This window comes from Streptomyces hiroshimensis, assembly GCF_014650335.1.
GTDB lineage: Bacteria > Actinomycetota > Actinomycetes > Streptomycetales > Streptomycetaceae > Streptomyces > Streptomyces hiroshimensis.
Genome location: NZ_BMUT01000010.1, coordinates 228,906 through 252,453 on the forward strand (window position 1 = coordinate 228,906; position 23,548 = coordinate 252,453).

At 72.6% G+C, this 23,548-nt stretch carries 22 protein-coding genes; 11 read left to right on the top strand and 11 right to left on the bottom strand.

The window, feature by feature from the left end; genetic code table 11:
* The first annotated feature begins 24 nt into the window (after positions 1 to 24).
* The 3 genes from IE241_RS23035 (at position 25) to IE241_RS35005 (ending at position 1,479) form a co-directional block, all read left to right on the top strand.
* A complete protein-coding gene (locus IE241_RS23035; RefSeq protein ID WP_190023703.1) occupies positions 25 to 762 on the top strand; it encodes an LON peptidase substrate-binding domain-containing protein in 738 nt (245 codons plus the stop codon).
* A 17-nt stretch (positions 763 to 779) separates the two neighbouring features.
* Positions 780 to 1,280, top strand: coding sequence for a Cys-tRNA(Pro) deacylase (gene ybaK, locus IE241_RS23040; RefSeq protein ID WP_190023704.1), 501 nt, complete (start codon positions 780 to 782; stop codon positions 1,278 to 1,280).
* Positions 1,281 to 1,404: 124 nt separating this feature from the next.
* The gene (locus IE241_RS35005; RefSeq protein WP_373300743.1) at positions 1,405 to 1,479 is read left to right on the top strand and encodes a 50S ribosomal protein bL37; all 75 of its coding nucleotides are present in this window, start codon (positions 1,405 to 1,407) and stop codon (positions 1,477 to 1,479) included.
* 266 nt (positions 1,480 to 1,745) lie between these two features.
* Here the strand turns inward: IE241_RS35005 and IE241_RS23045 are convergent, their stop codons facing one another.
* From IE241_RS23045 to IE241_RS23060, 4 genes are all read right to left on the bottom strand, one after another.
* The gene (locus IE241_RS23045; RefSeq protein ID WP_190023705.1) at positions 1,746 to 2,384 is read right to left on the bottom strand and encodes an ABC transporter permease; all 639 of its coding nucleotides are present in this window, start codon (positions 2,382 to 2,384) and stop codon (positions 1,746 to 1,748) included.
* Between the two features lie 56 nt (positions 2,385 to 2,440).
* Positions 2,441 to 3,277, bottom strand: a complete 837-nt coding sequence (locus IE241_RS23050) for an ABC transporter permease (protein WP_190023706.1) — start codon at positions 3,275 to 3,277, stop codon at positions 2,441 to 2,443.
* 82 nt (positions 3,278 to 3,359) lie between these two features.
* Positions 3,360 to 4,331, bottom strand: coding sequence for an ABC transporter ATP-binding protein (locus IE241_RS23055; protein WP_190023818.1), 972 nt, complete (start codon positions 4,329 to 4,331; stop codon positions 3,360 to 3,362).
* A gap of 110 nt (positions 4,332 to 4,441) precedes the next feature.
* A complete protein-coding gene (locus tag IE241_RS23060) occupies positions 4,442 to 5,761 on the bottom strand; it encodes an NYN domain-containing protein (RefSeq protein ID WP_190023707.1) in 1,320 nt (439 codons plus the stop codon).
* 256 nt (positions 5,762 to 6,017) lie between these two features.
* Between IE241_RS23060 and IE241_RS23065 the strand changes: the two genes are divergently transcribed.
* A complete protein-coding gene (locus tag IE241_RS23065; protein WP_190023708.1) occupies positions 6,018 to 6,191 on the top strand; it encodes a hypothetical protein in 174 nt (57 codons plus the stop codon).
* A gap of 155 nt (positions 6,192 to 6,346) precedes the next feature.
* Here IE241_RS23065 and dnaE read toward each other — a convergent pair whose 3' ends face one another.
* Positions 6,347 to 9,892 carry a DNA polymerase III subunit alpha gene (gene dnaE, locus IE241_RS23070; RefSeq protein WP_190023709.1) on the bottom strand — a complete coding sequence of 1,182 codons (3,546 nt, stop codon included), beginning with the start codon at positions 9,890 to 9,892 and terminating at the stop codon, positions 6,347 to 6,349.
* Positions 9,893 to 10,050: 158 nt separating this feature from the next.
* Here dnaE and IE241_RS23075 point away from each other — a divergent pair, with 158 nt between their 5' ends.
* The 6 genes from IE241_RS23075 to IE241_RS23100 all read left to right on the top strand — a co-directional run bounded on the left by IE241_RS23075 (position 10,051) and on the right by IE241_RS23100 (position 16,298).
* Complete coding sequence (locus IE241_RS23075) at positions 10,051 to 11,385, top strand: DUF2252 domain-containing protein (protein ID WP_190023710.1); 1,335 nt, start codon at positions 10,051 to 10,053, stop codon at positions 11,383 to 11,385.
* 37 nt (positions 11,386 to 11,422) lie between these two features.
* Positions 11,423 to 12,067 carry a hypothetical protein gene (locus tag IE241_RS23080; protein ID WP_190023711.1) on the top strand — a complete coding sequence of 215 codons (645 nt, stop codon included), beginning with the start codon at positions 11,423 to 11,425 and terminating at the stop codon, positions 12,065 to 12,067.
* Between the two features lie 34 nt (positions 12,068 to 12,101).
* On the top strand, positions 12,102 to 12,935 hold the full coding sequence (locus IE241_RS23085; protein WP_190023712.1) for a thioredoxin domain-containing protein: 834 nt from the start codon (positions 12,102 to 12,104) through the stop codon (positions 12,933 to 12,935).
* Positions 12,936 to 13,031: 96 nt separating this feature from the next.
* Complete coding sequence (locus IE241_RS23090; protein ID WP_190023819.1) at positions 13,032 to 13,697, top strand: hypothetical protein; 666 nt, start codon at positions 13,032 to 13,034, stop codon at positions 13,695 to 13,697.
* Positions 13,698 to 13,743: 46 nt separating this feature from the next.
* Positions 13,744 to 14,565 (top strand): thioredoxin domain-containing protein, encoded by an 822-nt coding sequence (locus IE241_RS23095; protein ID WP_190023713.1) that lies wholly within the window; start codon positions 13,744 to 13,746, stop codon positions 14,563 to 14,565.
* Between the two features lie 77 nt (positions 14,566 to 14,642).
* Complete coding sequence (locus IE241_RS23100; protein ID WP_229899679.1) at positions 14,643 to 16,298, top strand: alkaline phosphatase D family protein; 1,656 nt, start codon at positions 14,643 to 14,645, stop codon at positions 16,296 to 16,298.
* A gap of 46 nt (positions 16,299 to 16,344) precedes the next feature.
* Here IE241_RS23100 and IE241_RS23105 read toward each other — a convergent pair whose 3' ends face one another.
* On the bottom strand, positions 16,345 to 16,932 hold the full coding sequence (locus IE241_RS23105; protein WP_190023714.1) for a dienelactone hydrolase family protein: 588 nt from the start codon (positions 16,930 to 16,932) through the stop codon (positions 16,345 to 16,347).
* Between the two features lie 115 nt (positions 16,933 to 17,047).
* Between IE241_RS23105 and IE241_RS23110 the strand changes: the two genes are divergently transcribed.
* Positions 17,048 to 18,151 (top strand): mechanosensitive ion channel family protein, encoded by a 1,104-nt coding sequence (locus IE241_RS23110; RefSeq protein WP_190023715.1) that lies wholly within the window; start codon positions 17,048 to 17,050, stop codon positions 18,149 to 18,151.
* Between the two features lie 224 nt (positions 18,152 to 18,375).
* On the opposite strand, the gene IE241_RS23115 is transcribed toward IE241_RS23110, so the two are convergent.
* The 5 genes from IE241_RS23115 to IE241_RS23135 form a co-directional block, all read right to left on the bottom strand.
* A complete protein-coding gene (locus IE241_RS23115; RefSeq protein WP_190023716.1) occupies positions 18,376 to 19,968 on the bottom strand; it encodes a Na+/H+ antiporter in 1,593 nt (530 codons plus the stop codon).
* A gap of 107 nt (positions 19,969 to 20,075) precedes the next feature.
* Positions 20,076 to 20,558 carry a GNAT family N-acetyltransferase gene (locus IE241_RS23120; RefSeq protein ID WP_229899681.1) on the bottom strand — a complete coding sequence of 161 codons (483 nt, stop codon included), beginning with the start codon at positions 20,556 to 20,558 and terminating at the stop codon, positions 20,076 to 20,078.
* Positions 20,559 to 20,562: 4 nt separating this feature from the next.
* On the bottom strand, positions 20,563 to 21,504 hold the full coding sequence (locus IE241_RS23125) for an RluA family pseudouridine synthase (protein WP_190023717.1): 942 nt from the start codon (positions 21,502 to 21,504) through the stop codon (positions 20,563 to 20,565).
* A gap of 42 nt (positions 21,505 to 21,546) precedes the next feature.
* Positions 21,547 to 22,095, bottom strand: a complete 549-nt coding sequence (lspA, locus tag IE241_RS23130; RefSeq protein WP_190023718.1) for a signal peptidase II — start codon at positions 22,093 to 22,095, stop codon at positions 21,547 to 21,549.
* Positions 22,096 to 22,173: 78 nt separating this feature from the next.
* Positions 22,174 to 23,442: a TraR/DksA family transcriptional regulator gene (locus IE241_RS23135; RefSeq protein WP_229899683.1), complete on the bottom strand. Its 1,269-nt coding sequence runs from the start codon at positions 23,440 to 23,442 to the stop codon at positions 22,174 to 22,176.
* Between the last annotated feature and the right edge of the window lie 106 nt (positions 23,443 to 23,548).

Sequence of the window (23,548 nt, forward strand, 5' to 3'; positions counted from 1 at the left end):
CACAGGCCATTAGGCTTACCGGCTGTGACCACCGCGCGCCTGCCCCTCTTCCCGCTGAACTCGGTGCTGTTCCCTGGGCTCGTCCTGCCCCTGAACGTCTTCGAACAGCGGTACCGCGCGCTGATGCGCGACCTCTCGGCGCTCCCGGAGGAGGAACCGCGCCGCTTCGGCGTCGTCGCCATCCGCGACGGCAGCGAGGTCGCGCCCACGGCGCCCGGGATGCCCGAGGGCGCCCGCCCCGAGCCCGGCCCCGCCTCCGGCTTCGGCCCCGACCCCCTCAAGGCGTTCCACGCCGTGGGCTGCGTGGCCGAGGCGGCGACGATCCGCGAGCGCTCCGACGGCACGTACGAGGTCCTCGCCACCGGCACCACCCGCTTCCGCCTGCTGTCCGTCGACGCCTCCGGGCCGTACCTGACCGGCGAGGTCGAGGACATCGAGGAGGAGCAGGGCGAGGGGGCGGGCGCGCTCGCCTCCGGGGTCGTCCGGGCCTTCCGCGCCTACCAGAAGCGGCTCGCCGGGGCGACCGAGCGCACGCTCGCCGGGCAGAGCGACCTGCCGGGCGAGCCGTCGGTCCTCTCCTACCTGGTCGCCGCCGCGGCCATGCTCGACACCCCCGCCAAGCAGCGGCTGCTGGAGACGCCGGACACCGCGACGCGGCTCGCGCGCGAGCTGAAAATGCTGCGCACCGAGACCGCGGTGATCGCTAAGCTCCCGTCGCTGCCGGCCGTCGACTTCACCCGGCGGCCCACGAACCCCAACTGACCGGACGGGACGGACCCTTGGCACGCAAGGCCGGCAAACAGCAGGCGGGCTCGACCCCGGCGATCGTCGCCCTGGAGAAGGCGGGGACCGCGTTCTCCGTGCACTCCTACGAGCACGACCCGGCGGTCGCGTCCTACGGGACGGAGGCCGCGGAGGCCCTCGGGCGGGACCCCGCGCAGGTCTTCAAGACCCTCGTGGCCGAGGTCGACGGCGCGCTCACGGTCGCCGTCGTGCCCGTCTCCGGCTCGCTCGACCTCAAGGCGCTGGCGGCGGCGGTCGGCGGCAAGCGGGCGGCGATGGCCGACCCTGCGGCCGCGGAGCGCACCACGGGGTACGTACGGGGCGGCATCTCCCCGCTTGGGCAGCGCCGGCGCCTGCCGACCGCGCTGGACGCCTCCGCGCGCTCCCACGCGACCATCTGCGTCTCGGCGGGGCGCCGCGGCCTGGAGGTCGAGCTCGCGCCCGGTGACCTGGCCGCGCTCACGGGCGCGGTGGTCGCGCCGATCGCCCGGGACTGACCGGTGCGGTGACCCTGCGGGTGGCTCTGCGGGTGCCCGGGGTCTGGACGGTTGCCCGTCCCTCGGCTAGGACCGTCAGGAGCGGGCCGCCGCGCGTGCGGCCCGCCATCCGGGAGGGACGCCCATGTCCAAGCGCACCCGCAAGCGCCGCTGGCGCGTAAAGAAAAACCGCGCCAATCACGGCCGTAGGCCGGCGTAGGCCCTGGCCGGGCCGACCGGAGTCCAGCAGCCGGCCGGCTCGGCACCGCCGGACCGCGCCGCGGGGGCTGAGCGCCGTTGCGGCGGGGGTTTTCTGCCTGGCGGCATGAGCGTTCGGGCCGCCCCGGCCCTCAGCCCCCGCAGAGGGAAACGCCACCCCAGCTGTCAGCCCCCGCAGGGGGAAACGGTGCGGGCGGGGCCGGGGCATTTTCCCCCGCCGCAACGGCGAGCGACCAGGACGGTCGTGCCCGGCGGTGCCGGACCGGCTCAGGCCGGATTCCCGGGCTCCCCGGACGTCCAGTCCGGCTCCGGCTCCGGCTCCGGGTCCCGCGGACCGAACAGCGCCGTCAGCACGAGATGGACCGCCATCGCCGCGAGCGGCCACGCCAGCAGCGCGCCCTTGGCCGCGAGCTTGAGCGGGGCGTCGAAGACGACGCCGCGGCCGGCCGCGCGGGCCGCCGCCACCACGTCCGACGTCGGGCCGAGCGCAGCGCCCACGCGCCAGGCGATCACCGAGGCCACCAGGGAGCCGAGGGCGAGGCCCACGACGAGCGGGATGCCCCCGCGGCGGCGGAGCAGGAAGACGACCGCGGCGCTCACCGCGCCGAACCCGAGCGCCAGCAGCACGAACATGCCGTCCGCGCCGATCGCCTGCTCGCCCTCGCTGTTCTTGAGGTACACCGCCTTGCCGTCCGAGATCAGCGGCACGCGCGGCGCCAGCCACACCCACAGCAGCCCCAGCAGCACTCCGGCCACGGCCACCGCCGCGGCGACGACCGCGGCCTGCCGCAGCTCGGTGCGGAGCTCCTCCCGCTCGGCGGGGAGAGCTCCGGGGACGGGGCCCGGCTCGTCCCCGGCGGGCTGCTCGTCGGCGGGCTGGTCATGCGGCGTCAGCGGTGCGGTCACCCTGTCATCGTGCCAGGTCGGCGCAGCCGGGCCCGCGGCAGGACGGTCCTGGCGCGTCACCGCACGGCCGCACGGCGGTACGCCCAGGTCGCCGCGGCCAGCGACACCACGCCGACGGCGGCGCACACGCCGAGGTCGGCGGCGACCACGGCCCAGTCGGGGCTCGCGTCGAAGGTGCGGGCCAGCGCCTCCACCCCGTACGTGGAGGGCAGCAGGTCGCGGGCGTAGGCGATGGGCGCGGGCATGTGCGCGGCGGGCAGCACGCCCAGCAGCAGCGCGGCCGACATGCCCAGCTGCCCGCCGAGCGTCGCCAGCTCCTGCCGGGGGGCGAGCAGCCCGAGGGCCGCGCCGAGCCCGGCGAGGGCGGCGCCGGAGAGCGGGACCACCGCGGCGAGCACCCACAGGTGCCCCATCGGCAGTTTGAAGAGCACGCTGCCCACGACGGCGGTGACGGCCGTACCGGGCACGGTGAAGGAGGCGTAGGCGCCCGCCGCGCCGAGGACCACGGCCGCGGGCGGCACCGGCAGCGTCGCGTAGTGGTCGAGCCCGCCGCCGGCGCGCAGCTGGCCGAAGTACTGGGCGAGGAGGTTGAGGGCGACGAAGGCCACGACGAGCACGCTGGAGCCGGCCACGACGGCCCGCGCCTCGTCGCCGCCGTCCACCACCCCGCGCATCATGATCATGATGCCGACGGACTGGAACGTGGCCACGAAGAGCAGCGGGATCCGCGCCACCTTGGCCCGCGAGAGCTGCGCGCGGTACACGGCGGCCAGGGCGGGCAGCAGCTTCGCCCTGGGCGCGAGCGGGGCGGCGTCCTCGCCGCCGGACCGCGGCCGGGAGTCGCTCCCGGTCCGGACCGCCCCGGACACCGCCTCTGCGGATACAGCACTCACCCGGCACAGCTCCTGTTCGGTCGGGTCCGGTGACCCTGTCTCGCCGTCGCCCCCGCCGTCCCCGTCGCCCCCGCCGTCGCCGTCACGCCTTCACCAGCCCGTCCGCGCGGCCGCCGAGCGCCAGGTACACGTCCTCCAGGCTCGGCGTGGTCAGCGTGAAGTCGTCGAGCGCGGCGAAGGCGGGCCCGCCGGTCACGGCGGCGACGGCCGCACGCGCCTCGGCGGGGGCGAGCCGCAGCGTCCAGCGGCGGCCGGCGGGGTGCGCGGCGTCGCGCAGGGCGGCGACCTCGGGGACGTGCAGCGGGGCCTCGTCGCGCCAGACGAGCTCGACGCGGACCTCGTCGCCGACGAGCTCCTTCAGCCCCGCGGGGGTGTCGCAGGCGATGATCCGCCCGCGCTCCAGCACGGCGACGCGGTCGAGGACGGTCTCGGCCTCGATGACGTTGTGGGTGACGAGCAGGACGGTCGCGCCGCGCTCGGCGCGCCGCCGGTCGACGGCGGCCCAGACGGCGCGGCGGGCCACGGGGTCCATGCCGGCGGTGGGCTCGTCGAGGACGAGCACGGGCCGGTCGCCGACGAGCGCGGCGGCGAAGCAGGCCAGCCGGCGCTGGCCGCCGGAGAGCTTCTTCAGCGCCCGGCCGGCGAGGTCCGTCAGGCCCAGCTCCTCGAGGACGGCGTCGCGCTCGGCGCGGGCGGCGCGCAGGCCGAGGCCGCGGAGCCGGCCGGTGGTCTCGGCGGCGAGGGAGACGGTCAGCTCGTCCAGCGCGGTCGACTCCTGGCCGAGGTAGCCGACGAGGCGGGCGGCGCGCTCGGGGTGGCGCACGAGGTCGTGGCCGAGGAGCTCGACGCTGCCCTCGTCGGGCCGGAGCAGGCCGGTGAGCTGGCGCACCAGGGTGGACTTGCCGGCTCCGTTGGGGCCGAGCAGCCCGAAGATCTCGCCGCGCCGGACCTGCAGGTCGATGCCGTCGCTGGCGCGTACGGCCGCGGTGCCGGGCGCGCCGCGGCGGCCGCGCGCGGCGGGGTAGGTCTTGACCAGGCCGCGCACGGTGCACACCGTGGCGGCTGCCGCCGCCTCTTTCACGCCCGTCCTCACGAGCTATGAGGGTACGCGGTTGGGCTCGCGCCCCGGCCGTTGGGGCGCCCGAAGGCGGGGCGTGGTGGAAGTCAGTCGCCCACCGGCGCCTTCTCCGCGGCCGTGCGCGCGTCGATTTCGCGCCAGAACCCGGCACGGATCGCATAGCGGTCGTGCTCGTCGATCTGGTCGTCCTTGTGGGCGAGGAGCCCGAAGCGGGCGGCGTAGCGGAGCAGCTCGCCGTCGATGCGGTGCGGGATGCGGGGGTACTCCGTGGAGAGGTGCTGCAGGTGGACGGCGTCGGCGAGGCGCTCGGCCCAGCGCCGGGCGAAGACCTGGCCGACCTCGAAGGGGTCGCCGCCGACGGTGGTGATGTCCTCCTCGCGGTCCGCCCAGCGCTGCTCGGCGCTGGTGAGCTGGGCCAGCATCGGCAGGGAGGCGGTTTCGGGGGGCTCGCCGGGCCCGGTGCCGGTGCCGCGCTCGATCCAGCCCTTGTCGGAGGACCAGCGCAGGGTGGCGTTGGCGGCGAGGGCGGCGCCCTGGCCGCCGCCCTGGCCCGGCTGCCCGCCGGGGCCGGACTGGGCCGCGGCGGGCTGGCCGGCGGGGCCGCGGCCGAGGATGGCGAGGTCCTTGGGGGTGGGCACGCCGCGGGCGGCGGGGGCCTCGGGTGCATCGCGGTCGTCGCGCTCGCCGTCGGCGCCGGGGGCCGCGGCGGGCCGGGAGCCGTTGCGTTCGGCGGGGACCGGCTCGGCCTGGCGGGGCGAGGGGGCCGTGCCGGCGGCCGCGGTCTCGGGGAGGGGGGCGGAGAGGATCGCGGCGATCTCGGGGCGGGGCGCGGGCTGCGGGGCGCAGGGCCCGGTGAGCTCCTTGGCACGGACGGCGCGGGTGATCCACGTGCGGTCGAGGACGCGGCGCTCGTCGGCCTCGGCGACGAGGTCCTCGGACTGGTTGTAGTCGCCGTCGGCGGCCTGGACGGCCCACAGGTGGACGGCGACGCCGTGCTCCTTGGCGGACATCAGGCCCGGCAGGAGGTCGCCGTCTCCGGTGACGAGCACGATGTCGGAACAGGCGCGGTTGCGGGCGAGCTCGGTGAGCTCGGCGTGCATGGCGGCGTCGACGCCCTTCTGCGCCCAGCGGCCGTCGCTGCGGGTCAGGGCCCCCAGCCGGACGGTGACGCGGGGCATGACGCGCAGCCTGCGGTGCTCGGGCTGGGGCACCCGGTCGGGCGCGCCGTCGAACCAGTAGATCCTCAGCAGGGGCTGCTCGGTCTCGGCCTCGGCGCGCTCACGCAGCCCCTGGATGAGGATCGCGTGGTCGACGGAGATACGGGACCGGGCGGGCTCGCCGGCCAGCAGGCTCGCGGCGGCGCCCAGCAGGTACCCGGCGTCCACCAGGACGACGCAGCGGTCCACGTTCCACCCTCTTTCTGTGCGTGCAGAAATTGCGGTCGCCCCCCGGCACGGCAAGCAGTGCCCCGGTTCTCCTCGGCTTTCCCTGGAGTCTGCCCGACCGTGCGGGGGTTATCAGTCCGAACTGGATCTTCGGCGTGGCGGATACGCCTTCCCGGCGGTAAGTGCACGGATCACGCACGGTAATTACCCGAAATGCGCTGTTCGCCGGTGCGTGCGAGTGTGTTCGGCGGGGGGACACCCCGAGTGGAGGCTGAGCATGGCGAAGAACAAGAAGCAGGACAGGAGCCAGCAGCGGGGCAGCGCCGCCGAGCGCGGGCAGCAGCAGGCCAAGAGCTCCTCGATCGAGTCCCAGAGCGAGCAGCGGGCCACGCAGGTCACCCCGGGCGACATGGCGCGCAAGAGCAAGCAGAAGCGCTTCGGCCACAACTGAGGGGTGCCGGGACGGCATCCGGCCGATAAGCGACGGCGCCCACCGGCGCTTTGATGCAGCGAGGGGCGCGCCCGGAGGATCCGGGCGCGCCCCTCGTGCGCGGGTGCGGGCTCAGCAGGTGCTCAGCCGGTGATCAGCAGGCGAGCAGCAGGTGCTCAGCCGGCCAGGCAGGACGGGCCGAGCAGCTGCTTCAGGTCGCCGAAGAGGGCCGGGTCCGGGGTGACCCGGTGCCGGTCCAGGCGCAGGACGGTGGTCTTCCGCGGGCCCTGGAGCTTGATCCGCACCTCGGTGGAGCCGCGGTGGTGGGTGAGGACCTGGCCGAGCCGCTCGACCATCGGCGGGGTGACCTTCACCGTGGGGATGGTGATGATCACGGGGGCGTTGGTGCCCGCGTTGGAGAGGTCGGGGACCATCAGCTCCATGGCGACCAGGCGGGGGATGTCCTCGCGCTTGTCGAGGCGGCCCTTGACGAAGACGACGGCGTCCTCGACGAGCTGGGTGGAGACCAGCTGGTAGGTGGCGGGGAAGAACATGCAGTCGATGGATCCGGCCAGATCCTCGACGGTGGCGATGGCCCAGGCGTTGCCCTGCTTGGTCATCTTGCGCTGCAGGCCGGAGATGATGCCGCCGATGGTGACGATCGCGCCGTCGGCGTGCTCACCGCCGGTGAGCTGGGAGATCGAGGCGTCGGCCTTGTCGTTGAGGACGTGCTCGATGCCGAAGAGCGGGTGGTCGGAGACGTAGAGGCCGAGCATCTCGCGCTCCTGGGCGAGCAGGTAGGCCTTCTCCCACTCGATGTCGGAGAACTCCACGTCGAGCCCGAAGCCGGGGCCGTCGTCGGCGGTGTCGTCGCCCATGCCGCCGAAGAGGTCGAACTGTCCCTCGGCCTCCTTGCGCTTGACCTGGACCACATTGTCGATCATCGGTTCGTAGTGCGCGGTGAGGCCCTTGCGGGTGTGGCCCATCTCGTCGAAGGCGCCGGCCTTGATCAGCGATTCGACGGTGCGCTTGTTGCAGACGACGGCCTCGACCTTGTCGAGGAAGTCGGGGAAGGAGCTGTACTTCCCCTTGGACTTGCGGCAGCGGATGATCGAGTCGACCACGTTCTGTCCGACGTTGCGGACGGCGGTGAGGCCGAAGAGGATCACGTCGTCACCCTGGGCGGCGAAGTTGGCCTCGGACTCGTTGACGTTCGGCGGGAGCACCTTGATGCCCATGCGCCGGCACTCGTTCAGATAGATCGCCGACTTGTCCTTGTCGTCGCGCACGGAGGTGAGCAGCCCGGACATGTACTCGGCGGGGTAGTTCGCCTTGAGGTAGGCGGTCCAGTACGAGACGAGGCCGTACGCGGCGGAGTGGGCCTTGTTGAAGGCGTAGCCGGCGAAGGGGACCAGGACGTCCCACAGGGCCTGGATGGCCTCGTCGGAGAAGCCCTTCTTGGTCGCGCCCTCCTTGAAGAAGACGAAGTTCTTCGCCAGCTCGTCGGGCTTCTTCTTGCCCATGACGCGGCGGAGGATGTCGGCCTCGCCGAGCGAGTACCCGGCGACGATCTGCGCGGCCTTCTGCACCTGCTCCTGGTAGACGATCAGACCGTAGGTGACGCCGAGGACCTCTTCGAGGGGCTCCTTCAGCTCCGGGTGGATCGGGGTGATCTCCTGCTGGCCGTTCTTGCGCAGGGCGTAGTTCGTGTGCGAGTTCATGCCCATCGGGCCCGGCCGGTACAGGGCGGACACGGCGGAGATGTCTTCGAAGTTGTCGGGCTTCATCAGCCGCAGCAGGGACCGCATGGGGCCGCCGTCGAACTGGAAGACGCCGAGGGTGTCGCCGCGCTGGAGCAGCTCGAAGGTCTTGGGGTCGTCGAGCGGCAGGCTCAGGAGATCGATGTCGATCCCCTTGTTGGCCTTCACCATCTTGACGGCGTCGTCCATGATCGTGAGGTTGCGCAGGCCGAGGAAGTCCATCTTCAGCAGGCCGAGCGACTCACAGCTCGGGTAGTCCCACTGGGTGATGGTCACGCCGTCGGAGTGGCGCACCCAGACGGGCACGTGGTCGGTGATCGTCTCGCTGGACATGATCACGCCGGCCGCGTGCACACCCATCTGCCGGACCAGGCCCTCGACACCCATCGCGGTGTCGATGACCTTCTTCACGTCCGGCTCGTTCTCGTACATCCCCCGGATCTCGCCCGCCTCGCTGTAGCGCGGGTGCTTGGGGTCGAGGATGCCGGAGAGCGGGATGCCCTTGCCGAGGACGTCCGCGGGCATCGCCTTGGTGAGGCGGTCGCCCATCGCGTACGGATAGCCGAGGACGCGGGCGGAGTCCTTGATCGCGTTCTTGGCCTTGATGGTGCCGTAGGTGCCGATCATGGCGACCTTGTCGGCGCCGTACTTCTCGGTGACGTAGCGGATCACCTCGGCGCGCCGGCGCTCGTCGAAGTCGATGTCGACATCGGGCATGGAGATGCGCTCGGGGTTGAGGAACCGCTCGAAGATCAGGCCGTGCGGGATCGGGTCGAGGTCGGTGATGCCCATGGCGTACGCGACGATCGAGCCGGCCGCGGAGCCTCGGCCGGGGCCGACGGCGATGCCCTGGTTCTTGGCCCACATGATGAAGTCGGCGACCACGAGGAAGTAGCCCGGGAAGCCCATCGAGATGATCGTGTCCATCTCGTACTCGACCTGCTTCATGCGGTCGTCGGGGATGCCGCCGGGGAAGCGGCGGTGCATCCCGCGCATGGTCTCCTCGCGGAACCAGGTGACCTCGGTGTAGCCCTCGGGGATGTCGAACTTGGGCATCAGGTTCCGGAACTGGAACATGCCCTCGGTGTCGACCTGCTCGGCGACCAGCCGGGTGTTGGCGCAGCCCTCCTGCCAGGCGTCCGAGGAGTCGATGGCGTACATCTCGTCCGTGGACTTCAGGTAGTAGCCCGAGCCGTCGAAGCGGAAGCGGTCGGGGTCGGAGAGGTTCTTGCCGGTCTGGATGCACAGCAGGGCGTCGTGGGCCTCGGCCTCGTGCGCGTAGGTGTAGTGCGAGTCGTTGGTGACCAGGGGCGGGATGCCGAGCTTCTTGCCGATCTCCAGCAGGCCGTCGCGGACGCGGCGCTCGATCTCGATGCCGTGGTCCATCAGCTCCAGGAAGTACCGGTCCTTGCCGAAGATGTCCTGGTACTCGGAGGCGGACTTCAGGGCCTCGTCGAACTGGCCGAGGCGCAGGCGGGTCTGCAGCTCGCCGGAGGGGCAGCCGGTGGAGGCGATCAGGCCCTCCGACCACTGGCTGATGGTCTCCTTGTCCATCCGCGGCCACTTGGTCAGCCAGCCCTCGGCGTAGGCGTCGGAGGACAGCCGGAAGAGGTTGTGCAGGCCGGTGGCGTTGGCCGCCCAGATCGTCTTGTGCGTGTAACCACCCGAGCCCGAGACGTCGTCCCGCTTCTGGTGCGGCTGGCCCCACTGGATCCTGCGCTTGTTGCGCCGGGACTCGGGGGCGACATAGGCCTCGATGCCGATGATCGGGGTGATCCCGGCCTTCTGGGCGGAATGGAAGAAGTCGTACGCACCGTGCAGGTTGCCGTGGTCGGACATGGCGATGTGTGTCATGCCCATCTCATTGCAGGCATTGAACATGTCCTTGAGCCGCGCGGCACCGTCCAGCAGGGAGTACTGGGTGTGGACGTGCAGGTGCGTGAAAGGCGGCTTATCGGCCACGGCGGGAGACCTCCGGCGGGAGCGGGCGGGGGGCGAACGGGACAGTTTTGAAGGTTACCGGCCCCCACCGACAGCCGCGGGCACGCGCCGGTAGCCTCACGCGTTGAGCACGACAGCACAGATGTTCGTTCCATGCCCCACCCCAGGAGGACCCCGCGATGGCGACCGAGCACGACCGGGCCGCGCAGCGCGGCGAGGAGATACTCGCCGTTTTCGACACCGCCTTCGGCGAGCTGCTCGCAGCCGACCCCGCCGCCTTCCGGGTCAAGTTCCGCAAGATGGCCGCCTCCGCCTTCGCCTTCTACCGGGGCACGGCGTGCCTCTTCTACGGGGACCTGGCCAAGGAGGCGCCGGAGGGCGCGGCCGGCCCGTACCTGGACGAGCGCACGAGCCGGGTGTGGATCCACGGCGACCTCCACGCCGAGAACTTCGGCACGTACATGGACGCGGGCGGCCGCCTGGTCTTCAACGTCAACGACTTCGACGAGGCCTACGTCGGCCCCTTCACCTGGGACCTCAAGCGCTTCGCCGCCTCCGTCGCCCTGATCGGCTACACCAAGGCGCTCAGCGACGAGATGATCACCGAGCTGGTGCGCACGTACGCCGCCGCCTACCGCGAGCGCATCCACGCCCTGGCCACCGGCGCCGAGGACGACGAGCACGCGCCCTTCACCCTCGACACCGCCGACGGCCCCCTGCTCGGCGCGCTGCGCGAGGCCCGCGCGATGACGCGCTTCGGGCTGCTCGCCTCCATGACGGAGATCCGGGACTTCGACCGCCGCTTCGCCGCCGACGGCGGCGCCATAGAGCTGGACGCGGCCACGCGCTACAAGATCCTCGCGGCCTTCGACGGCTATCTGGAGACCCTCCCGGACACCAGCCTCGCCCGCCCCGACTCCTACCGGGTCAAGGACGTCGTCGGCCGCCGCGGCATCGGGATCGGCAGCGCCGGCCTGCCCTCGTACAACATCCTCCTGGAGGGCAACAGCGACGCCCTGGAGAACGACGTCGTCATCTACATGAAGCAGGCGCAGACCCCGGCGGTCTCCCGGCACGTCACCGACCGGGCCGTGCGCGACTACTTCCGGCACGAGGGCCACCGCACGGTGATCTCCCAGCGCGCGCTGCAGGCGCACGCCGACCCGTGGCTGGGCTGGACCGAGCTGGACGGCGCCGGGCAGCTGGTGGCCGAGGTCTCGCCGTACGCGGTCGACCTGGACTGGTCGGACATCGACGACCCGGCCGAGATCGCCGCGGTCGTCGCCGACCTCGGCCGCGCCACGGCCGCCATGCACGCCGCGGCGGACGACCAGAGCGGCCACTCCCTGGTGCCGTTCTCCACGGAACGCGCCATCGACGCCGTGATCGCCGCCGACGAGGAGGGCTTCGCGGAGCTCCTGGTCGGCTTCGCCCACTCCTACGGGGCCCGGGCCCGCGCGGATCACCAGATCTTCGTGGACCTCTTCCGCAACGGCCGCATCCCCGGCCTTTAGTCCCGGTTTACAGCAGGACGTGCCAGACTCGGTCCCCATGGACATATCGGCGGCATGGGTGCGGGCACTGCGCGCGGCGCTGTTCACAGCGCTGTGCGTGACGCTGTCCGCGGGCTCCCACGTGCTGCTGTCCGGGAGGCCGCTGCCCATGCCCGCCGTCGCGGCGGCGTCGGCGGCCGTCTTCGCGCTCGCCCACTCCCTGGCGGGGCAGGAGCGCGGCTACCGGAACATCGCCGCCCTCCTGGTCCCCCTGGAGCTCGGCGTCACCGCGCTCTTCACCGCCGGGCAGGACACCTGCTACGGCGGCCCCGGCCACCCCGCCCCCGCCCCGGGGGCGCTGGCCTGGCTGTGCAGCGGCAGCACGGGCGGCCCGCTCGCCCGGTTCGCCGGCCCGGGCAGCGCCCCGTGGCTGCTGTTCGCGGGGCACGTCGCGGTCGGCCTGCTGGCCGCCGCGTGGCTGCGCCGGGGCGAGCGGGCGCTGGCGCAGCTCCTGTGCGCCGCGGCGGCCGCCGTGTGCCGCCCGCTGCGGCCCGTCCTCGCGACCGGCGCCCCGCTGCCCGCCGGCGTGACCGTACGGTCCGTGCGGCCCGCCCTCCCCGGCCGCGCCCTTCCGCTCCTCGTCCACTCCGTCGTACGGCGCGGGCCGCCGCGGGGGCCGGCCTCCGGCCTCACCCCCGCCTGACCCACCCCACGTACCACGGAAAGATCGCACCACCATGAGCAAGCGCAACAACTGGGAGAACAAGCAGACCGCACGCGAGCGGCTGCGCGCCGAGCGCGAGCGCCAGGCCAAGAAGGACAGGACGCGCCGCCAGCTGATCGTCGGCGGTGCCGTCGTCGCGGTCCTGGCCGTCGGCGCGGGCATCGTCGTGGCCGTCTCCCAGCTGGGCAAGGACGGCAAGAGCGGCCTGAACGCGAGCTGGGAGGCCGCGTCCAAGAAGGAGCTCGTCAAGCCCGCCAACACCGGCGGCGACAACGGCACCGAGATCCTCATAGGCAAGAAGGACGCCAAGCACACCCTGGACCTCTACCAGGACATGCGCTGCCCGATCTGCTCCGTCTTCGAGCAGAGCGTCGGCGACACCATCGACAAGGACGTCAAGGACGGCAAGTACAAGGTCTCGTACCACGTCGCCACGTTCCTCGACCGCAACTTCGGCGGCAGCGGCTCCAAGAACGCCCTCAGCGCGCTGGGCGCCGCCCTGAACGTCAGCCCCGAGGCCTTCAGCGCCTACAACAAGGCCCTCTACTCCAAGGCCAACCACCCCAACGAGACGAAGGACGACTACGCCAAGGACGACGTCCTGCTGAAGGTGGCCAACGAGGTCCCGGCGCTCAAGGGCAACAAGGACTTCGAGAAGAACGTCCAGGACGGCACGTTCGACAAGTGGGCGCTGACGGTGTCCGACGAGTTCGACAAGGTCAAGGACGTCACCGGCACCCCCACCCTCAAGATGAACGGCAAGAAGCTGACGGCGGAGGACGGGAAGAACGTCCCGATCACCCCCGAGCAGTACACCAAGGCGGTCGACGCGGCCCTCAAGTCCTGAGCCCCGCACCCCCGGTGTCCCGTCCCCTCCGGTGACGTTCAGCGATGCCGAATCTTGACACGACACTTAACGGCTGCCGTGGCAGACTTCGGCCTCATGGAGGGGACGGGAGTTCGACTGAGAGCGCTGCGCGCGGCGCTCTTCACGGCGCTCTGTGTCACGCTGTCCGCCGCTTCGCACGTCCTGCTCTCCCGTACGCCCCTGCCCGCCGCCACGGTCGCCGTGCTGTCGGCGGTGTTCTTCGCCGTCGCCTACGCCCTCGCGGGCCGCGAGCGCGGCTTCGGGTCCATCGCCGCGCTGATGGTCCCTCTGGAGCTCACGGCGGACACCGTGTTCACGGCGGGCCAGCACGCCTGTTACGGGCGGGCCGGCGGCCCCGTCGCGGGCCCCCTGCACTCCCTGGGCCTGGATCTGGCCTGCCGCGGCGAGGTCGGCACCCCGCTGGCCCGCATGGCCGCCGAGGGCGACGCCGGGCCGGTCGCCGGCTCCGCGCTGCCCTGGCTGCTGCTCGCAGGCCACGTCGCGGTGGGGCTGCTGGCCGCCGCCTGGCTGCGCCGCGGCGAGGCGGCCCTGGCCCACCTGCTGCGCACGGCCGCTGCCTTCGCCTTCGGCCCCCTGCTCCTGGCCTTCGCCTCCCCGGTGCCCGCAGGCCCGGGCGCCCGCGTACGCCCCCCGTGCCGCACGCTCCTCGCGCGCGGCCTCCCCCTGCTCGTCCACTCCGTCGTACGGCGCGGACCGCCCCTCGCTCCGGCAGCAGCCTGAGCCCGCGGTCCCCCCATTTCCGTACGTCCACACCGGAGAAGACATCATGAGCAACCGCAACAACCAGCAGAACAAGCAGGCCGCGCGCGAGCGGCTGCGCGCCGAGCGCGAGCGCCAGGCCAAGCGGGACAAGACGCGCCGTCAGCTCGTCGTCGCCGGCGCCATCGTCGTCGTCCTCGCGATAGCCGGCGGCGTCGGCTACGCGGTGACCAACATGAACGACGGCAAGGGCGGCAGCAGCGGCTGGGCGGCCGACAAGCCCCTCGTGAAGCCCGCCAACACCACGGGCGAGAACGGCAACGAGATCGTCATCGGCGACGCCAAGGCCAAGGAGACCCTCACGGTCTACGAGGACCCGCGCTGCCCGTCCTGCGCCGCCTTCGAGAACCAGTCCGGCGCCCAGCTGCGCCAGGACGTCAAGGACGCCCGCTACAAGGTCCGCTTCGTCATGGTGAACTTCATCGACGACCTGGCCAAGGGCACCGGTTCGAAGAACGCCGTCAGCGCCCTCGGCGCCGCACTCAACGTCAGCCCGGAGGCCTTCGTCGCGTACAAGGAGGCGCTCTACTCCCCGAAGAACCACCCCGACGAGCGCGACGACGCCTTCGCCAAGGACGCGCGGCTGATCGAGATCGCGCAGCAGGTCCCGGCCCTGAAGGGCAACAAGGACTTCGAGAAGGCCGTCAACGAGGGCACCTACGACAAGTGGGCCGTCGAGATGGGCACGCTGTTCGAGAAGAACAAGATCGGCGGCACCCCGGCCCTGCTCCACGGGGACAAGCAGCTGAAGGCCCCGAACGGCAACCCGCCGATGGCCAAGGAGTCCTTCATCGAGGCGATCGACAAGGAATTCGGCGCGAAGAAGTAGTGACGGGCGGGTGAGGGGCGGGCGAACTGTCAAGTTCCGCCCGTCCCACTGCTTACCGGGCAGTAAGGTGATGGCCCGTGACCGCTGACACCACAGCCATTCCCGCATCGCACATATCCCGCCGCACCGCCGTCACGGCGGTAGCAGGCGCCGCGACCGTCGCCCTCCTCCCGCTGGCCGGAGCCGCCCCCGCCTACGCGGCGGACCCGCCCGCCTTCCTGCACGGCGTCGCCTCGGGCGACCCGCTGCCCGACGGCGTGCTGCTGTGGACGCGTGTGACGCCCTCGCCCGACGCGGTCCCCGGCTCGGGGCGCGGAGCGGCCGTCGACGTCGACTGGGAGGTCGCCGAGGACGAGGCGTTCGGGAAGGTCGTCGCCAAGGGCACGGTGACCGCGACGGCCGCCGCCGACCACACCGTCAAGGCCGACGTCCGCGGCCTGCGCCCGGCCACCGGCTACTGGTTCCGCTTCACCGCAGGCGGCGCGCACTCCCCCGCCGCCCGCACCCGTACGGCACCCGAGGCCGGTGCGGCCGTCGCCGGCGTCCGCTTCGGCGTCGTCTCCTGCGCCAACTGGGAGTCCGGTCACTTCGCCGCCTACCGCCACCTCGCGGACCGCCGCGACCTGGACGCGATCCTGCACCTGGGCGACTACATCTACGAGTACGCCTCCGGCGTCTACCCGCCCGCGAAGCAGGTCGTCCGCCCGCACGCGCCCACGCACGAGATCCTCACCCTGGCCGACTACCGCACCCGCCACGGCCGTTACAAGACGGACCCCGACCTGCAGGCCCTGCACCGGGCCCACCCCTTCGTGGCCATCTGGGACGACCACGAGTTCGCCAACGACGCCTGGACGGGCGGGGCCGAGAACCACACCCCCGGAGCCGAGGGCGAGTGGACCGCGCGGATGGCCGCCGCCAAGCAGGCCTACTTCGAGTGGATGCCGGTGCGGCCGTCCACCGCGGGCACCACCTACCGCCGGCTGCGCTTCGGCAACCTCGCCGACCTCCACCTGCTGGACCTCAGATCCTTCAGATCGCAGCAGGTGGGCCCCGGCAGCGGCAAGGTCGACGACCCCGAGCGCACCATCACCGGGCGCGCCCAGCTCGACTGGCTGAAGGCCGGGCTCGCCTCCTCCGACACCACGTGGCGCCTCGTCGGCAACCCCGTGATGATCTCCCCCTTCGCCTTCGGCGCCCTCCCGGCCCACCTGCTGGAGCCGCTCGCCAAGCTGCTGGGCCTGCCCGCCGGCGGCATAGCCGCCAACACCGACCAGTGGGACGGCTACACCGACGACCGGCGCGAGCTCCTCGGCCACCTGAGCGACCGCGGGATCCGCAACACCGTCTTCCTGACCGGTGACATCCACATGTCCTGGGCCAACGACGTGCCGAAGACGGCGGCGACGTACCCGCTCTCGCCGTCCGTCGCCACCGAGTTCGTCGTCACGTCGGTCAGCTCCGACAACCTGGACGACCTCCTGGGCGTGGCCCCGCACACCGTCTCCCTCGCCGCGGTCGCCGCCATCAGGGCAGCCAACCGGCACGCGAAGTGGATCGACATGGACTCCCACGGCTACGGGGTCCTCGACATCACGCCCGAGCAGGCGCAGATGGACTACTACGCCCTCTCCGACAAGACCGACCCCAAGGCGACGGCCGAGTGGAGCCGCTCGTACCGGACGCGTTCGGGCACGCAGCAGATCGAGCGCGTGAAGACGCCGGTACGGTGATCCGCGGCCGGTCCCCGGCCTGGTCGCCCGGTCCGGTCCCCCCGGCCTAGCCCCCGATCTCCTCCAGGAAGCCCAGCACGACGCGCCAGGCCGTCTCCGCGGCCTCGGCGTCGTAGTCCGCGAGGTCCGGGTCCGTGAACAGGTGCCCCGCCCCGGGGTACCTGTGGACCTCCACGTCCGCACCGGCCCGGCCCATGCGCAGGTACCAGGCGTTGAGCCAGTCGTGCGGCTCGAAGGGGTCGGGGTCGGCGACGTGCAGCTGGACGGGCAGCTCGTCCACGGAGGCGTCCTCGGCCAGGTCCGACGTGCCGTGCAGGAGCAGCAGGCCGCGCGCCTTCTCGTCGCCCAGCGCCAGGTTCTGCGCGATCGAGCCGCCGAGCGAGAAGCCGGCGTAGACCAGGCCCCGGTCCGACAGCGGCGCCACCGCGGTGACGGCGCGGCGCAGCAGCTCCTCGCGGCCGATCTCGTCCTTGACGGCCATGCCGTCCTCCACGGTGTCCGCGGTCCGGCCCTCGTAGAGGTCCGGAACGTGCACCTCGTGCCCGGCGGCGCGCAGGCGCTCGGCGGCGGCGTGCACGGCCGGCCTCAGGCCGTAGGCCGAATGAAAAAGGACAATCGTGGTAGAGGACGCCACTGGAGTCACTTCCTAACAGGTGGATCGCGTGCCTCCCATCGTGCCAGCTACGGTCGGGGGTGAGCGCCACCCGGTGAGTGCCCGCAGCAGCCGGCCGGAAGGAGCTGAGGTGTCCATGGAGGGCGTACTGCGTCCGCTGTCCGTCATCGGCGGAGCGTTGATCGTCACCCTGGCCGTGGGATGGGTGGCCGACCACGTACTGCGCAGAATCGACGAGCGGCACCCCGAGACGCCGCTGTGGGACCTGCTGCACCGGTGCCGGCTCCCCCTCCAGGTCGTGCTGTGCACGGCGCTGCTGCGCGGCAGCTTCCGCTCGGCCGGGATCCTGGAGGACCACGAGGAGGCCGTCGGCCAGGTGCTGACGCTGGTGCTGATCGGCGCCTGCGCGTGGCTGGTGGTACGGGTCGCCGTCGCCATAGTGGAGGCCGCCTACGCCCGCTACGCCGCGCGCGCCGCGGACGCGGCCCGGGTGCGCCGGGTACGGACCCAGGTGACGCTCATCCGGCGGATCGTCACGGCCCTCGTGTGCGTCGTCGCCGTGGCGGCGATGCTGCTCACCTTCCCGGCCATGCGGGCCGCCGGGGTGTCCGTGCTGGCCTCGGCCGGTCTGATCGGCATCGTCGCCGGTGTGGCGGCGCAGTCCACGCTCTCCAACCTCTTCGCCGGGCTGCAGATCGCCTTCGGCGACGTGGTGCGCATCGGGGACACGGTCGTCGTGGACGGCGAGTGGGGGCGCGTGGAGGAGATCACGCTCACCTATCTGGTGGTCACCACCTGGGACGAGCGGCGCATCACCATGCCGGTGTCGTACTTCACCAGCCGGCCGTTCGAGAACTGGTCCCGCAGCAATCCCCGGATGACCGGCACGGTCTTCTTCCACCTGGACCACTCCACGCCCATAGACCTCATGCGGGAGCGGCTGCACGAGATCCTCAAGGGCCTGCCGGAGTGGGACGGGCGGTCCTGGAGCCTGGTGCTCACCGACACGACGCCGTCGACGATCCAGGTGCGGGCGCTGGTGACGGCGAAGGACGCCGACGACATCTGGACGCTGCGGTGCGTGGTGCGGGAGCAGCTGATCGAGTGGCTGCGGCGGGAGCATCCGTACGCGCTCCCGCGCATCAACACGGCCCCGGCCCCGGGCCTGGAACAGGCGCCCGACCGCCGCCAGGCACCCCCCACGTCGGAGGACATCGGCCCGGGCCCCGGCACGACGTAGGCTCAGCCCGGGTTCGCGGACTCCGGGGGACGCCCGTCCGGGCGGGCCTCCTGGCCGGCGGGCAGCCCCCCCCTCAACCGTCTTGCCGTCAGGCAAGACAAATCCGCCGCAACGGCGATCAGCCACCGCGGCGCTGTCCGGCGGTGCCGGGACACGCTCCGCCGGGGCCCCGCAGCCGCCCGGCGCAAGCCGCGCGGCCGCGGGCCGTGGAACCCCCGCGGCCGTCACCCACCCCGGAGGCTGCGGACGTCCAGGTGGCGGAGGACGCGGTCCACGACCTCCGGGTCCGCCCCGGGTTCGCTGCGGGCCGCCAGGACCTCCCGGCGGGCGGCCGAGAGCATCTCGGCCTGGATGCGCTGGGTCGCCCGGATCCTCTCCACCCGCCGCGCATGCGCCTCCCGCCGTTCCTCGTCCACCATGTCGGGGCTGATGCGCGCGCCGACGTCGTACGCGCGCCGCGTGAGCTGCTCGACCATGTCGTCGGGGAGCTCCTCCTTCTCCTGGATCTCCTTCAGCCGCCGCCTCGCGGCCTTCGCGGCGCGTACGGCGAGCAGGCGGGCGAGCTCCCGCTCGGCGTCGGCGTCCGACTGCACGCCGAGCCGCCGCACGAGCCACGGCAGGGTCAGCCCCTGCAGGACGAGCGTGGCGAGGATGACGGCGAAGGCGACGAAGAGGATCTCGTCGCGGGCGGGGAAGGGCGTCCCGTCGTCGCGGGTGTGCGGGATGGCGAGGGCGAGGGCGACGGAGGCCACGCCGCGCATCCCCGACCACCACATCACGACCGTCTCGCGCCAGCTGACGGGGACCTCCTCGTCGATGTCCCGGCGGCTGTGCAGCCGCTTGGCCAGCCACGCGGCGGGCAGCAGCCACAGCAGCCGTACCCCGACGACGACCGCGACGACGACGGCGCCGATGCCGAGCATCTCGCCCCACCGGCCGGCGGCGGTACTGAAGACGTGGTGGAGTTCGAGGCCGATGAGGCCGAAGGCGACGCCGGTGACGAGGGTGTCGACGACCTCCCAGAAGGAGTGCCGGGCGAGCCGGCCCAGCACGTCGTCGGCGTCACCCGCGTACTCGGCGAGGAAGAGCCCGGTGACGAGCACGGCGAGCACGCCGGAGCCCTTGAACTCCTCGGCCAGGACGTAGGAGACGAAGGGGACGAGCAGGGTGAGGCCGATCTGGAGGGTCGCGTCGCCGAGGGCGTCCATGAGCTTCTTGGCCGCCCAGCCGAGCGCGAGCCCGACGGCGAGGGCGACCACGGCGGAGAGCACGAACTCGCCCGCGGCCTTCGGGGCGGAGAAGCTGCCGCTGACGGCCGCGGCGATGGCCACGTGGTAGAGCACGATGGCCGTCACGTCGTTGAAGAGGCCCTCGCCCTCCAGGATGGAGATCAGGCGGCGCGGCAGCCCGAGGGAGCCCGCGACGGCCGTCGCGGCCACCGGGTCGGGCGGGGCGACGAGCGCGCCGAGGGCGACGGCCGCGGCGAGGGAGATGCCGGGCAGGATGGCGTCGGCTACGGCGGCGACGGCCGCGGTCGTCACGAACACCAGGGCGACCGCGAGCAGCAGGATGGGCCGGACGTTGGCCTGGAACTGCCGCCAGGAAGTGCGCTGCACGGACGCGTAGAGCAGGGGCGGCAGCACCAGCGGGAGGATGAACTCCGGCGGGATCTCCACGTTGGGCACGAAGGGCAGCAACGCGAGGACGATGCCGCCCAGCGTCATGAGCACCGGGGCCGGCAGGCGCAGCCGGTCCGCGACGGGCACCATGACCAGCGCGCCGATGAGCAGCACGAACAGCAGGGCGAGCTGGTCCACGGACGTCCTCCGGGCGGATCGGGGAAGTCGATCGTTTCCCCAGCGTGCCACGAAGCGGACGAACCCGGATCTTCAGGGTGATTCCGGGCAGGGTCAGTGCCTGCTGCTCACAGCGCCTTCGTCATCGCGCGGTGCGGAATGCCGCTTCCCTCGTCGAACTCGGGCCCGTGGGCCGCATAGCCGAGCCGCTCGTAGAAGCCGAGCGCGTGCGTCTGGGCCTCCAGGTAGACCCGGGCCAGGCCCAGCCGGCGGGCCTCCGCCTCGACGGCCAGGACGAGCTCGGCGCCCAGGCCCGTGCCGCGCGCGGCACGGGAGACGGCGAGCCGGCCGAGGACGGCCGTGACGTCGTCCTCGACGCCCGCGTGGCCGTACTTCTTCCGGGCGGGGGCGCCGTGCAGGAAGCGGACCGTGCCGACCGGCCCGGCCGGGCCCGTGGCCAGGAGGTGGACGGCGTGCGCGTCGTACGCGTCCATCTCCTCGGCCTCCGGGATGCGCTGCTCGGCGACGAAGACCTCGCGGCGCACGGCGTGGCAGCCGGGCAGCTCGCCGAGGCCGACGACGCGGACCGTTATCCCCTGCGCGGCGCCCACGGGGTCAGGAGCTTTCGGCGCGCACGGTGTCCAGCGCGCGCTGCAGGTCCTCGGGGTAGGTGCTCTCGAACTCGACCCAGCGGCCGTCCTCGGGGTGCTCGAAGCCGAGCCGCACGGCGTGCAGCCACTGGCGGGTGAGCTTGAGGCGCTTGGCCAGGGTCGGGTCGGCGCCGTAGGTGAGGTCGCCGACGCAGGGGTGGCGGTGGGCGGCCATGTGCACACGGATCTGGTGCGTACGGCCGGTCTCCAGCTTCACGTCCAGCAGGCTGGCCGCGCGGAACGCCTCGATGAGGTCGTAGTGGGTGACCGACGGCTTGCCCTCGGCGGTGACGGCCCACTTGTAGTCGTGGTTGGGGTGGCGGCCGATGGGGGCGTCGATGGTGCCGCTCATCGGATCGGGGTGGCCCTGGACCAGCGTGTGGTAGCGCTTGTCGACCGTGCGCTCGCGGAACTGCTGCTTGAGCAGGGTGTAGGCGCGCTCGGACTTGGCGACGACCATCAGGCCGGAGGTGCCGACGTCCAGGCGGTGCACGATGCCCTGGCGCTCGGCGGCGCCGGAGGTGGAGATGCGGTAGCCCGCGGCGGCCAGGCCGCCGATGACCGTCGGCCCCGTCCAGCCGGGGCTGGGGTGGGCCGCCACGCCGACCGGCTTGACGATCACGACGATGTCGTCGTCGTCATGGACGATCTCCATGCCCTCGACGGGCTCGGCGACGATCTGCACCGGCGCGGGCGCGGCGGGCATCTCGACCTCCAGCCAGGCCCCGCCGGTCACGCGGTCGGACTTCCCGGCCTCCGCCCCGTCCAGCTGGACCTTGCCCGCGGCCGCCAGCTCGGCCGCCTTGGTGCGGGAAAAGCCGAACATACGGGCGATGGCGGCGTCGACGCGCTCGCCTTCCAGGCCGTCGGGTACGGGCAGGGCGCGGATCTCGGGAATGGTGCTCACCCGTCGAGTATGACGGACGGGTGCGACACCCCCGCCCCGGGCTCAGTCCTGGTGGACCGTGCCGTCCGGGTCCAGACCGCGGAAGGACAGGATCACGATGAGGAAGCCGCCGCAGACGATCGCGGAGTCGGCGAGGTTGAAGACCGCGAAGTGCGCGGGCGCGATGAAGTCGACCACACCGCCCTCGAAGCCCCCCGGGGCGCGGAACAGGCGGTCGGTGAGATTGCCCAGCGCACCGCCGAGCAGCAGGCCCAGCGCGATCGCCCACGGCAGGCTGTAGAGCTTGCGGGCGATGCGCGCGATCACCACGATCACGGCGGAGGCGATCACCGTGAAGACGATCGTCATCGCCTCGCCGATGCCGAAGGCGGCACCGCGGTTGCGGACCACCTCCAGCTGCAGCCAGGTGCCGATCACCTCGATCGGGTCGTGGTGCTCCAGCTTCGCGACCACGAACAGCTTGCTGCCCAGATCCAGGAGATAGGCGAAGGCGGCCACCACCAGGAGGACCGCGATGCGCCGCCCGCCCTTGGCCGTGGTCGTCTCCGCGGCCTCCGGCGTGCCGGTGGTGGTCTGTTCCGCCTCTGTCACGTGAGTCCTTCGACGTCGTCCAGGTCGCCAGGGCCTGCCTGACTGAGGACGAGGGTACGGCACACTCGCGCGACGGGGTCAGCGGCGTTCCTGGCGCTGTTTGCACTCCACACACAGGGTCGCCCGCGGGAACGCCTGCATGCGGGCCTTGCCGATGGGCTTCCCGCAGTTCTCGCAGAGCCCGTACGTTCCGGCGTCGAGCCGTTCCAGCGCCCGCTCGGTCTGGTCCAGCATCTCCCGGGCGTTGGCGGCCAGCGCCAGCTCGTGCTCCCGGGTGATGTTCTTGGTGCCGGTGTCGGCCTGGTCGTCGCCCGCGCCGTCGCCCGAGTCCCGCATCAGGCCGGTGATCGCCTCCTCCGAGTGGGCGATCTCCGCCCGCAGCCGCAGCACCTCGCTCTGCAGCTCCGTCCGGGCCTCGGCCACCTCCGCCGGCGACCAGGGCTCCTCCCCCGGCCGTACGGCGAGCTCACCGGGCTCCGCGGGCCCCGTGCGGGCCCCCGGCACCTTCCCCGCGGCCCGTGTCCCGTCCATGGTCTTCTTCGCAGCCACCGTCCTGGCTCCCGTCTTCTCAGGGGGCACCGCCTTCTGGGCAGGTGCGGCTTCTTCTGTGCGGGCGGCCTTGCCGCCGGGCGCGGCCTTCCTGACAGCCGGCGCCTGAGCGGCGCCCTTCCCGGCGGCGGACGCCGCCTTCTTGCCTGCGGCCTTCTTGGCAGAGGCCCCGGCCGCCGGCGCGGCGCCCTCCCCGGCGGGGGCCGCCTTCTTGGTGGCGGCCGTCTTCGTGGCGGAGGCCGTCTTCTTGGCGGGGGCCTTCGCAGAGGGCGCGGACGCCGCCTTCTTCCCCGCGGCCTTCTTGGACGAGGCCGAGCCCGACCCGGACGCCCGGGCGACGGCCTTCTCGGCGGACGCCGCCTTCTTTCCGGCGGCGGCCTTCTTGGACGAGGCCGAGCTTGCCCCGGATCCCCGGGCGGCAGCCTTCTTGGCGGGTGCCTCCTTGCCCGAGGCCGTCGTCCCCTTCCCGGCCGTGGCGGCTTTCTTGGCGGCGGCAGTCTTCTTCGCCGGAGCGGCCTTCTTCGCGGCAGACGCCTTCTCGGCCGCCCCGGCCGCAGTGGCCTTCTCCGCAGCCTTCCCCCCGCTCGCGGCGGCCTTGGCGGCCCGGCCCGCCGTCGTCCCCTTCCCGGCCGCCCCGGCCACACCCCCGGCGGGGGCCTTCTTCGCCGGAGCGGCGGCCTTCGCCGTCTTCCCGCCGCCCCTGGCGGCCTTCGCGGCAGCGGCCCCGGCCCCGCCGTGGGCCTTCCCCTTCGCGGAAGCGGCCCCCGCTGCTTCCGCGACCGCTCTCTTCGCCACCATGACCGCGGCCCCTTCACATTTTATGATCTTGCGCGCGAATCGTGCCGGAACGATAAAACTCCACCGGGCACGCGGCAACGGGGCACGCCGGTCTCATCGGTTGTGC